At 47.5% G+C, this 11817-nt stretch carries 10 protein-coding genes and 1 riboswitch; of the genes, 8 read left to right on the forward strand and 2 right to left on the reverse strand.

Annotation, left to right across the window (positions count from 1 at the left end; all coding sequences use genetic code 11):
* Positions 1 to 103: 103 nt before the first annotated feature.
* Both DXB70_RS08745 and DXB70_RS08750 read left to right on the forward strand, forming a co-directional pair.
* Positions 104 to 1087, forward strand: a complete 984-nt coding sequence (locus DXB70_RS08745; protein ID WP_118673146.1) for a hypothetical protein — start codon at positions 104 to 106, stop codon at positions 1085 to 1087.
* Between the two features lie 120 nt (positions 1088 to 1207).
* A riboswitch (glycine riboswitch) is annotated at positions 1208 to 1312 on the forward strand.
* 149 nt (positions 1313 to 1461) lie between these two features.
* Positions 1462 to 2865, forward strand: coding sequence for a sodium:alanine symporter family protein (locus DXB70_RS08750; protein ID WP_022359445.1), 1404 nt, complete (start codon positions 1462 to 1464; stop codon positions 2863 to 2865).
* 412 nt (positions 2866 to 3277) lie between these two features.
* On the opposite strand, the gene DXB70_RS08755 is transcribed toward DXB70_RS08750, so the two are convergent.
* Positions 3278 to 4216, reverse strand: coding sequence for a DUF4392 domain-containing protein (locus DXB70_RS08755; protein WP_107000466.1), 939 nt, complete (start codon positions 4214 to 4216; stop codon positions 3278 to 3280).
* A gap of 393 nt (positions 4217 to 4609) precedes the next feature.
* Between DXB70_RS08755 and DXB70_RS08760 the strand changes: the two genes are divergently transcribed.
* Entirely contained in the window at positions 4610 to 5128 is a 519-nt protein-coding gene (locus DXB70_RS08760; protein ID WP_207665599.1) for a MazG nucleotide pyrophosphohydrolase domain-containing protein, read from the forward strand.
* Positions 5129 to 5301: 173 nt separating this feature from the next.
* Here DXB70_RS08760 and DXB70_RS08765 read toward each other — a convergent pair whose 3' ends face one another.
* A complete protein-coding gene (locus tag DXB70_RS08765; RefSeq protein WP_022359441.1) occupies positions 5302 to 5730 on the reverse strand; it encodes an Rrf2 family transcriptional regulator in 429 nt (142 codons plus the stop codon).
* Between the two features lie 546 nt (positions 5731 to 6276).
* Here DXB70_RS08765 and DXB70_RS08770 point away from each other — a divergent pair.
* The 5 genes from DXB70_RS08770 to sdaAA all read left to right on the forward strand — a co-directional run bounded on the left by DXB70_RS08770 (position 6277) and on the right by sdaAA (position 11366).
* Positions 6277 to 7560: an O-acetylhomoserine aminocarboxypropyltransferase/cysteine synthase family protein gene (locus DXB70_RS08770; RefSeq protein ID WP_118673147.1), complete on the forward strand. Its 1284-nt coding sequence runs from the start codon at positions 6277 to 6279 to the stop codon at positions 7558 to 7560.
* A 349-nt stretch (positions 7561 to 7909) separates the two neighbouring features.
* A complete protein-coding gene (locus tag DXB70_RS08775; protein WP_022359439.1) occupies positions 7910 to 8782 on the forward strand; it encodes a phosphoribosylaminoimidazolesuccinocarboxamide synthase in 873 nt (290 codons plus the stop codon).
* 199 nt (positions 8783 to 8981) lie between these two features.
* The gene (locus tag DXB70_RS08780) at positions 8982 to 9758 is read left to right on the forward strand and encodes an SDR family oxidoreductase (protein ID WP_118673148.1); all 777 of its coding nucleotides are present in this window, start codon (positions 8982 to 8984) and stop codon (positions 9756 to 9758) included.
* A gap of 21 nt (positions 9759 to 9779) precedes the next feature.
* Positions 9780 to 10439 (forward strand): L-serine ammonia-lyase, iron-sulfur-dependent subunit beta, encoded by a 660-nt coding sequence (sdaAB, locus tag DXB70_RS08785; protein ID WP_118293861.1) that lies wholly within the window; start codon positions 9780 to 9782, stop codon positions 10437 to 10439.
* Positions 10440 to 10481: 42 nt separating this feature from the next.
* Positions 10482 to 11366, forward strand: coding sequence for an L-serine ammonia-lyase, iron-sulfur-dependent, subunit alpha (gene sdaAA, locus DXB70_RS08790; protein WP_118673158.1), 885 nt, complete (start codon positions 10482 to 10484; stop codon positions 11364 to 11366).
* Positions 11367 to 11817 lie beyond the last annotated feature (451 nt).

Genomic DNA, 11817 nt, shown 5'->3' on the forward strand with positions numbered 1-11817 from the left:
CGGAGTCTTTTCTGCACTTGCTTTTGCGGCTAACAAAAAACATTTCACAAAATCAAGCACAGAAAGATTTCGAGAGCACATAAAGTGGGAGAGGAGGAATTTTATGAATCAGATGGCGAAAGGGCTGCTCTTCGGAGCAGCCGTACTGAGCCAGGCGGCTGCGGGATGTTTTCCCGCTGCCGCGGCATCCATCGATCGGGTCAGGATTCGGCTGGCAGCAGAAGAGCTGGATGAAATGGGAATGCCTGTTTTGGAGGCGGAAAGCCGGGACAGGGCATATAGCGTCACTGGTGTGGAACGAATCTCCGGTGATCCGGCAAGCGGACCGGCGATGGATGGGGCAGAGGTGGGAAAAAAAGAAAATGAACAATATAAAGGGAGCATACAAGCCGACTCTGAAAATATAGGTACCAAAGAAGTTTCTTTAGAAGAACGAAAGATAGAAGAAATCCATGCAGAAGAACCTGCTCCGGAAATTCTATACGAAATAGAACTGGAATCCGACGCAGATGATTCTTTTTCCGTCCTTCGCCAGGAGGACATCCAGTTTTCAGGGCTTGGCGCGGTATGCAGCAAGGCAGTTCGGAAGGATAATGGCACTACGTTGCTTTTGACGATCGAATTACAGGATGCCGGAGAGATAATAGGGACGGTGGATGCAGCAGTCTGGGCGGAAAGAGGAATTGGCAGGTGGAAGAAAGCGCCGGGGGCTTCGGCATATTTGGTGATGCTTTACCGGGATGCGAAGCGTGTCGGACATCCGCATCGGACGAGTGCTGAACAGTACGATTTTGTACCGTTGATGCAGACTGCGGGCGTATATCATTTTAAAGTGATTCCTCTGACAAAGCAGGGAAAGCGTGGTCAGGCAGCAGAATCGGCATGGAGGAAAGTGACGGAGGCAGAGGCAGCTCAAAACCGGGAAGAATGGGGAGGGAAAAAGCCGGGATGGCAGCCAGAAGGGGAAATTCCATCGTATATTTTAAAAGATGGTGCATACCCGCAGATGGATTCTCTTTTGATTGGGGAAAAGTATGAGCAGTTTAATGAAAAGGGGGAAAACGTGTCGCGAACCGTAATATTTTGAGGATTTTCGTATAATTTATAAAAATCAGTTGAAAAAGCAGAAGAAATGTGATAGCATACCTCACATAAGTTCGTTCCTGTTTACTGAACCGTCCTGACGAGTGATCGAAGGTCAGTCAGGCAGGGACACTCTGGAGAGTCTCCAAGAAGGAGCGCCGAAGGTGTAAGACGGATGCACGTCCATGGTATTCGTTGATCTCTCAGGCAAAAGGACAGGGCATACAACCAATCACAATGGAACCAGGGGATGAGTTCTATTGTATGCATATGTTCTACTCTTTGGAGAGCTGATTTGTATCAGCTCTTATTTTATTACTCGATCCCGGATTTACAAAAGAGCCGGAATCGTAACGAAAACATAGAGGAGGATAAAAAATGGACACGATTTTGACACTGGTAAACAAAGGCAATGATTTTCTGTGGAGTTTTCTTCTGCTGATTCTGCTGTGTGGAACGGGCATCTATTACACGATTCGTCTCAAATTCATCCAGGTAAGAAAATTTGGCGAGGGCTGCAAGCATGTGTTTGGACATTTCAGCCTGAACGGAGAAAAACATGAAAAAGGGGAAATGAGCCCGTTTCAGTCGATCATGACGGCGATCGCAGCACAGGTTGGTACTGGTAACCTGGCAGGTGCGGCGACAGCGCTGTTTGGCGGCGGTCCGGGTGCAATCTTCTGGATGTGGCTGAGCGCGTTCTTCGGAATGGCGACCATCTACTCCGAGGCGGTTCTGGCACAGACCTACAAAACAGAGGTAAATGGTGAGGTGACAGGCGGACCTGTCTACTACATCAAGGCGGCATTTAAAGGTAATTTTGGAAAGGTATTATCCACTCTGTTTGCTATCTTTATTGTTTTAGCACTTGGGTTTATGGGCAATATGGTACAGTCCAACTCGATCGGTGCTGCGTTTACAGAGGTATTTCAGGTATATGGAATCAATATTCCGCCGATCACGATCGGTCTTGTGCTGGCAGTACTGGCAGGATTCATTTTCATTGGTGGAACCAAACGTCTGGCAGCTGTGGTAGAGAAGGTTGTGCCAGTTATGGCAGGCGTTTACATTGTAGGAAGCCTGATTCTGATTGGTCTTCATATCAATCACGTGCCGACAGCATTTATGATGATCATCAAGGGCGCGTTTGATCCGAAAGCGGTAATGGGTGCTGGTGCTGGTATCACCGTCCGCGAAGCAATCCGTTTTGGTGTAGCGAGAGGACTTTTCTCCAATGAGGCAGGTATGGGTTCCACACCGCATGCTCACGCACGTGCGAAAGCAGAAAGCCCGCATCATCAGGGGCTTTGTGCGATGATCAGTGTCTTTATTGATACATTTGTTATTTTAAATCTGACCGTATTTGCAGTCCTGACAACGGATGCGATGAGCTCCGGCAAGGATGGTACAGCGCTGACACAGGCGGCATTCATGCAGAGTTTTGGAAACTTTGGTTCTATTTTTATTGCGATCTGCCTGCTGTTCTTCGCATTTTCGACGATTCTGGGATGGCATTTCTTTGGTCTGACGAATGCGAAATATCTGTTCGGCGAGGGCGCGGCAAAGGTTTATTCCTTCATCGTTGTGATTTGTATTGTCATTGGTTCTATGTTAAAGGTAAATTTAGTATGGGCTCTGGCAGATTTCTTCAACGCGCTGATGGTTATTCCGAACGTTTTGGCATTACTTGCATTGAGTCATGTGGTTGTGGCGGCTGACCGGAAAGCGGAAGCGATCACGAAAAATGTGACACAGGCATATCGGGCTGCAGAAGAAAAGTAAGAGCAAATAAAAAAAAGAGAAGATAAAAGGTAACTGTTCAGTAGGTCTGCGCATTTACTGCGCTGACCGTACGAAAACATGGGGCAGCAGGCTAAAATCCCATTGCCGTAGGCAATTTTTAATGGATTTTTGCGCGTGACTGTGAAGGTACTGAACAGTTACGATAAAAGTGAATTGTAAACGTAAAAAGCGAGCGTTAAACAATCATTCAAAAAAGACCTGCTTATGTAGTGAAATACATAGGCGGGTCTTTTTTAAACGTAGGAAACTTCGTTCTATGACAAAGAACGCTTCGCGGGATGCGCACTCGCGCGAAGAAAAAATATGTCGCAAGCGACCGCGCGAGACGCCCGAATGTGCCAAGGCACATTCTTTATTCTGAAAATGAAAACAAATAAAAAACCAAAGGTCCCTAAACAGCTGCCATTACCTTCCGCTCTCTGTAAAAATAAGGAGTTTCTCTCTTTGCTGTCTGCTTTTTAAGCGTTTCATCGGTCAATTCGCGGACAGACTGCAAAATCCTCAGATGCGTCTCCAGGGGGAGTGCATCAACGGTCAGTTCCGCTTTTTTCGTGCATCCATCCACACCGCCTGCTGCCACAACCCGGCGGAGTAATTCTGTCTCGGTGCGGTCAGAGGGGAGAAGATTCCGTCCTAATTCCAGGGAGAGCAGGGAGGCAATGCCCCAGCCCCACCAGTTGGAAACGCCGCTTGCCAGCGTCAGGTCTGCTGCTTCTGCGGTGCAGATAAGTTCGCCGTGTGGAACACCTGCGAGAATTTCACGGCGGAAAGTCCCCATTCCCATCTCGTTGCCGCCATCTCCGATGGAAATGACCGTGGCACCAGCTTCTCTGGCAGCAGACAGGAAAAGAGCCGAATCCGTGATCATGTCGTCGAGCTGTTCACCGCGCATGCTGTGATAATGTCCGTTTTCAGCTTTACCTGGGCGCTCCAGGCTGATCAGATGGGTCGGTTTTGCATCATGGATAAAGGTGCGGATAAAGTTATCCGTATTCTGTTCCGGCAGACGGATCAAGGTTGCCTGCGGAGCGCGGAAGCGGAGAGCCGCTTCCAGATGCGGATAAGAAGACCAGTCGGTTACGACTGACACGCCGCAGCCAGCTGCCGTCAGCGCTGCTGCGAGGTTGGCAGTTCCGGAAGGTCCATCCGTCTCGCCGGTAATAGAACCGTCTGGCATTCGAACCGGGAAACCGGTCAGAAGAACGGCTCTTTTCGCATGGGCGAGAGAAGCAGATACAGCCGCAAGTGGGGAAGCAGGCAGAGATGCTAAAAGTCCGCGACCGCCAAAATCCTGTTTCATAATTGAATCTAAAGTTTCATAAAAAGTCATGGTATCAATCCTCCAGGTATACTGCATTGTGCAGAAATTGACAGGGGATTTTCTATCTGGATGATCCGAGCGCTTATTTACTGGATAATTTCCAAATCAAAAAAGATTGGCAGCAGTCCGGTATGGTAGCTGTATCGGAATCATGTGCAATAAAAAAAGACCCACGTATCCTGTAAGATTCATGGCTCTTATTTACGAAGGGAGCATCCGGGCAGGAGTCCCGATAAATAAAAGAATCTATTTTATTATAATTGTATTGTAAATGAAAAATATCAGACTGTCAATTCCAAATTTATTTTACGGCTGACAGAAAGCAAAATTTGGAATATAATAAAAAGATAGGCATATAAACAAGCTCAGAAATAAAAGCAGACAAGAAAATGGATAGAGAGAATGAAACGAGAATCAAATGAGATAAAAAAAGAAAATGACCGCGCCGCATCGTTCATGCGCTTCTGCGAGGTAGTCCGCCATCTCCGTGCCGAGGACGGTTGTCCGTGGGATCGGGCGCAGACGCATACATCTCTGAAACCGTACTGCATTGAAGAAGCGGCAGAGGTGATCGGCGGTATCAATATCTGGGAGGCGACCGGCGATGCGGAGAACCTGAAAGAAGAACTGGGAGATTTAATGCTGCAGATTCTTCTTCACGCCCAGATCGCGGAGGAAGAAGGACTGTTTACGATACGCGAGGTCATGGATGGCGCCAGCGAAAAGATGATCCGCCGCCATCCGCACGTGTTTGGTAAGCCTATGCTGTCCGAACAGGGGGAACCGATCACAGATTGGGATGCAATCAAGAAGCAGGAAAAAGCCGGAAAAGAGTGGACGGAAGCGTATCTTCCAGGAGCTCTGGAAGAGGCGGAGAAACTGCTCGAGCGGGCAGAGGAGCGGAAAGGCATCAAAAAATAATGTTTGAGGTGCCTTCAATCTGAAATAAATAGAAAAATCTATATATAATAAAAAGGCATTCGGTCAAAATGGAATGCCTTTTTTGAATCCTTGTAAACTTGTAAAGCGCGAAGTGATGGGATTTTCAAACGATGCCAATATGAATGATAAGATTTCCCGTTCATTTATAAATGCTAATTCGTACTTTTCGGCAAAGACTGACTTTCCTTTACGAGATCCTCTAAAGTAATATTATAGAAGAAATTGTGTACAACCTGATCAAAGCGTTTCCACATCGGCAGGGTCACACAGCTTGTCTGACGTTCGCACGGCGGCGCATCCGGTGCAAGGCAGGCAACGGAAGAGAGAGAGCCTTCGGTCAGTTCCAGAATCTCTCCGGCGGTATATTCATTAATCGGACGGGTCAGACGGTAACCGCCGCCTTTGCCGCGCTGTCCTTCCAGTAATTTATTTTTGACCAGAACCTTCAAGATGATTTCCAGATACTTTTCAGAAATCTGCTGACGGGTGGCAATTTCATTCAGTGGTATATATCCAGCAGAATTTTGTTCCGCCAGATCGATCATAACGCGCAGAGCGTATCTTCCTTTTGTCGATATCATTCGGTAACCTCCTTACTATTAACCAATTATAACGCAAGGTAATAGGACTTTCAAGGAGAAAAGCGTGGAAAACATAGAAAAAAGTTTTTTTCTAATACCTATTGACAAAGTTGGTTTATAAGAGTATCATTAAGCCATCGAGTTCAGAAAGAACATGAAAATAAAAAGGAGGCAGATACAATGGCAAGACAGAATATTGTATGGAATGGAAATCTGATGTGTTGTTGTCGAATGTGTAATTCCCGGGCATTTTATATGGTCAGGTAAATTTGCATATCTGCCGTTCAAGAGATGACAACGATTTAAGATGCAAGCCATTTGCCTGGGAGCTTAAAGAAGATTAAGCGGTCCGGCTTTTTATTTACCCAAAAAGCCAAATATACATTTGCATAAGCAAATATAACAATGCGGAAAAGCAATTATTTTATAGAAAGCTTGAAAATAAATGGAAAAACGCTTGCTCAAATAAAAAAATGAATATAAAATAAAAACGAATTTACATACTAGGAAATAAACTTTCAGAAAAAGAAAGAGAGGTATTTTGAGATGGGAAACTATAGATTTGAGACTCTTCAGTTACACGTAGGTCAGGAGCAGCCGGATCCGGCAACCGATTCCAGAGCCGTTCCGATTTATCAGACCACTTCTTATGTATTTAAAAATTCCGCCCATGCGGCAGCACGTTTTGGTCTGGCAGATGCCGGTAACATTTACGGACGTCTGACCAACTCCACACAGGATGTATTTGAGAAGAGAATCGCAGCACTGGAGGGCGGCGTTGCAGCACTGGCAACCGCATCCGGCGCAGCTGCTATTACATATACAATCGAGGCACTGGCAGCAGACGGCGGTCACATCGTAGCACAGAAGACCATCTACGGAGGCAGCTATAATCTTTTAGAGCATACACTCTCCCATTTCGGTGTATCTACAACTTTCGTAGATGCTCATAATCTGGAAGCGGTAGAAGGTGCAATTCAGGAAAATACCCGTGCTATCTATCTGGAGACTCTCGGAAATCCGAATAGTGATATTCCGGACATCGACGCGATTGCTGAAATTGCACACAAACACGGACTTCCGTTAGTCATTGACAATACATTTGGCACACCGTACCTGATTCGCCCGATCGAGCATGGCGCAGATATTGTCGTACATTCCGCTACCAAGTTCATCGGCGGACACGGAACCACTCTGGGCGGCATTATCGTAGATTCCGGTAAATTTGACTGGAAAGCAAGCGGCAAATATCCGGCAATCGCAGATCCGAATCCGAGCTATCACGGCGTATCTTTCGTAGAGGCAGCAGGTCCGGCAGCATTCGTCACCTACATCCGTGCTATCCTTCTGCGTGATATGGGCGCTACGATTTCCCCGTTCAACGCATTCCTGCTTCTTCAGGGAACTGAGACACTGTCTCTGCGTATCGACCGTCATGTAGAGAATACCAAGAAGGTTGTTGAGTACCTGTCCAAACATACGTTAGTAGAGCACGTTAATCATCCGTCTCTGCCGAATCATCCGGATCATGCACTGTATGAGAAATATTTCCCGAACGGCGGCGCTTCTATATTCACCTTTGAGATCAAGGGCGGACAGGCAGAAGCTCATAAGTTCATCGACAACCTGCAGCTCTTCTCCCTGTTAGCAAACGTAGCAGATGTAAAGAGCCTGGTTATCCATCCGGCAACCACAACACACTCCCAGCTGACCGATGAGGAGCTGGCAGATCAGGGCATCAAGCAGAACACGATCCGTCTTTCCATCGGTACTGAGCATATCGACGATATCATCGAGGATCTGGAGCGAGGATTTGCAGCTCTGAAATAAGTAAGAGCGTGTCGGTCTGAGAATCCGAGACATATACATAATAGATAATGAATTGATAAAATGCGGTGTCATCTGCAAACTCTTCTTTAAAGCAGGGAAGAACGGCAGATGACGCTGCATTTTTGCTATTCCATTTTGGAAGAAAACGGCGTAGAAAAATTCATGCCAAACTGCATTTTACAGGGTAAAATGCTGAATTGTTGGGATTTAAGGGGGAAACGGGGAGGCGAGTCTTGACAATAAGGGCGGATAAGTGGTAATTTATCAGATAGAAGGATACAGAGCTGTACATTTGTGATATAGGGGGGCTCTGGATTCCACCATAAAATTTAAGAATGAGGTGCGAAAAATGCAGGAGATGAAACCGATTAAAGAAGGAAAAGTCCGTGAAATCTATGACAATGGAGACAGTCTGATTATGGTTGCAACGGATCGTATCAGTTGCTTTGATGTTATCTTACATAATGAAGTGACAAACAAAGGCAAGGTACTGACACAGATGTCCAAGTTCTGGTTTGACCTTACGAAAGATATTATCCCGAATCACATGATTTCTGTAGATGTAAAAGATATGCCGGAATTCTTCCAGCAGGAGAAATTCGAAGGAAAGAGCATGATGTGCCGTAAGCTTGAGATGCTTCCGATTGAGTGCATCGTCCGCGGTTATATCACAGGAAGCGGTTGGGCAAGTTACCAGAAGACCGGAAAAGTTTGTGGGATTGAATTGCCGGAAGGCTTAAAAGAGTCTGACAAATTGCCAGAGCCGATCTACACACCGTCCACTAAGGCAGAGATTGGCGATCATGATGAAAACATCTCCTACGAGCAGAGCGTAGATCATCTGGAAAAATACTTCCCGGGCAAGGGAAAAGAGTATGCAGATAAGCTGCGTGAATACACGATTGCACTTTACAAAAAATGTGCGGAGTACGCACTGGAAAAAGGTATTATCATCGCAGATACCAAGTTTGAGTTTGGTCTGGATGAGAATGGCAACATCGTTCTTGGTGACGAGATGCTGACTCCGGACAGCTCCCGTTTTTGGCCGGCACAGGGCTACGAGGCAGGACATTCTCAGCCGTCTTTCGACAAGCAGTTTGCACGCGATTGGCTGACCGCTCATCCGGGCAATGACTGGACACTCCCGCAGGAGATCGTAGACAAGACCATTGAAAAATATCTTCAGAGCTATGAGATGCTGACCGGCGAAAAGCTGGCATAAGTGGATCGCTCGATGCAGCCGGTCAGGTAGCGGAAGAAAATGCATTGAATAAAAGAAAAAAGCTGCTGTGAAAAGGATGAAATTCTTGTTTCGCGGCAGCTTTTATATATAGAAAATAGAAAACAAACGTATCGATAGTTCGCGCTCAGCAGCAGGGGGACTGTTTACAGATGGGTGCTTTTGAAAGGGGAAATGAAAGATGCGCGATTTTATGGATTTGTTTAGCTTAAAGGGGAAGAAAGCGATCGTCACGGGTGGAACCAGAGGGCTCGGCTATGGCATGGCAGAGGGACTGTGCAGAGCGGGGGCGGAGGTTGCCATTTTGGGAACAAGTGAGAAGGTGCGGGAGAGCGCAGAGGCGCTTGTACGGATAACCGGGGCGGTGGTTCACGGAATAGTGGGAGATCTGGTAAGAGAAGAGGAGGTTCCGGATATCTATAAGCATCTGGTGGAAAGCCTTGACGGTCAGGCGGATATATTGGTAAACTGTGCGGGAGTTCAGCACCGGTGCGTGGCAGAAGATTTTCCGATGGAAGAGTGGAATCGGGTTCTGCGAGTAAATTTAGGTGCTATGTTCCAGATGTCTCAGCTGGCGGCACGGGATATGCTGCAGCGTGGATACGGCAGAATTATTAATGTGGCATCGATGACATCCTTTTTCGGAAGTGTGATGATACCGGCATACGCGGCAAGTAAGGGCGGCGTGGCGCAGCTCACGAAAGCCTGCTCTAATGAATGGTCGTCGCATGGTGTGACCGTCAATGCGATCGCACCTGGTTATATGGAGACAAAGCTCACATCGGATATGAAAGCCAAAAATCCGGGTCAGTATGAAGAGGTAACGGCGCGGATCCCGATGCACCGCTGGGGGAAGGCGGAGGATCTGGCAGGAATTACCGTGTTTTTAGCGAGTGACGCGGCAGAATATATAACGGGAGCGGTAATCCCGGTGGATGGCGGCTACCTGGCGAAGTAAACGAGAGAAAAGGAAAGAAATATGAATCTATTTGATATAGTAGGTCCGGTGATGGTCGGACCGTCCAGTTCCCACACAGCGGGCGCGGTTCGGATTGGATTTGTGGCGCAGAAGCTTCTTGGGGAACCGGTTAAGCGGGCACGGATTGGTCTGTACGGCTCATTTCTGGCAACGGGAACCGGACACGGAACCCAGAAAGCACTGATTGCGGGACTTTTAGGGATGGCGCCGGATGACATGCGGATTCCGGACAGCTTCCACCTGGCAGAGGAGAAGGGGATTGAGTTTTCCTTTGATGAAGCCAATTTAAAAGAGGCGCATCCAAATTCGGCGGAACTGGAGCTTGAGGGCATTTCCGGGCGCAGTCTGACGGTAGTAGGTGAATCACTGGGCGGTTCCCGGATCAATATTGCGAAGGTCGATGGGATTGAAGCCAATTTTTCCGGCAGTTATCCAACCTTGGTTGTCCACAACGACGATCAGCCGGGACATGTGGCGGATGTGACGGCGATGCTGGCGCACAAATCGATCAATATTGCGACGATGCAGCTCTACCGTGCGGCGCGCGGCGGCATGGCAGTGATGGTTATTGAGTGCGATCAAGAGATTCCGGAAGAAGGGCTTGTGTGGTTGCGCCGTCAGGAGGGTATCCGAAAGGTAACATATTTAAGTCTTCGATAGGAAAGGTTCATATAAGAAAAGGAATGGAACGGGAAAATGGAAATGTTATATCATTCAGTGAGTGATCTGGTCCGCTTAGCGAACGAACATCAAATTCCGCTCTGGAAGGTGGTTCTTCTGGCAGATGTGCAGGAACGCCAGGTGACGGTGGAAGAATCGTTTGAAACAATGCGGCAGATGTATCAGGCGATGCGCCAGGCAGATCAGGAATATGACGGCTCGATCGTCTCGGCAAGTGGAATGGCGGGCGGCGACGGAGAAAAACTGCACGCATACAATGCCTCCGGTCGCAGCCTGGCGGGCGGATACATGGGGCTTGTGATGGAAAAAGCGGTGAAAATGGGAGAGTCCAACGCCTGTATGAAACGAATCGTGGCGGCTCCGACGGCGGGCGCATGCGGGGTGATTCCGGCGGTATTTTTGTCGTATGAGGAATATTGTAAGGAAACGGAGAACCGGATGGTCGAGGCGCTCTTTGTCAGTGCAGGAATCGGTGCGGTTATTGCAGAAAATGCGAGCATCGCCGGTGCATCGGGTGGATGCCAGGCGGAGATTGGTTCAGCAAGTGCGATGGCAGCAGGGGGGCTGGCATATCTGCAGGGGGGCGACGCGGAGTGTATCGCGAATGCGGCGGCATTTGCCCTCAAAAACATGTTGGGATTGACCTGTGATCCGGTCTGTGGTCTGGTTGAAGTTCCGTGTATCAAGCGGAATTCCGCCGGCGCTGTCAATGCGGCGGTCAGCGCGCAGATGGCAATGGCGGGAATCAAGAGCGCGATCCCGGCAGACGAGGTCGTCGATTCCATGCGCCGGATCGGCAATGCGCTTCCGGCTGCTTTACGCGAGACGAGTGAAGGCGGTCTGGCAGTGACCGAGAGCGCCAGAAAGATAGCAGAACGGATGGGAAAGAAGGAACACATTGCGTAGAAAAACCGGGAAGGCAATGAAAATCAATAGAACCAGACAGCACGCGATTGCAGAACCTGTCAGAACTGTTCCAGCTGCTGATTAGAAAATAAAATTGTAGAAGAAAGAACAGCAATATAGAAATAGCTCTGTTTAAATGATGCCAGAATATTCTTAAAAATCACAAAAAAACATATAAAATAGCAAATTTAGAAAAATGCTTGACTTTCCGGGAATGCTCTGGTATCATAACATACGTCCTCGAGACAAGGACAAAAACAAAACACGAAATGAAAGAAATGATTTGAAGATCCTTGACGAACTCAGAAAAATTTCGAAAAAACGTGGATTTGTAAAAAAAATAAAAAAGTGTTGACAAAAGCAAAAACTTTTGATAAACTATAAAAGTTGCTGCTGAGGCAACAACAAAGAACCTTGAAAATTGAACAGTATGTAAAACCCTGAAAATTCT

The organism is Clostridium sp. OM05-5BH (assembly GCF_003481505.1).
In the GTDB taxonomy this organism is placed as follows: domain Bacteria; phylum Bacillota; class Clostridia; order Lachnospirales; family Lachnospiraceae; genus Otoolea; species Otoolea fessa.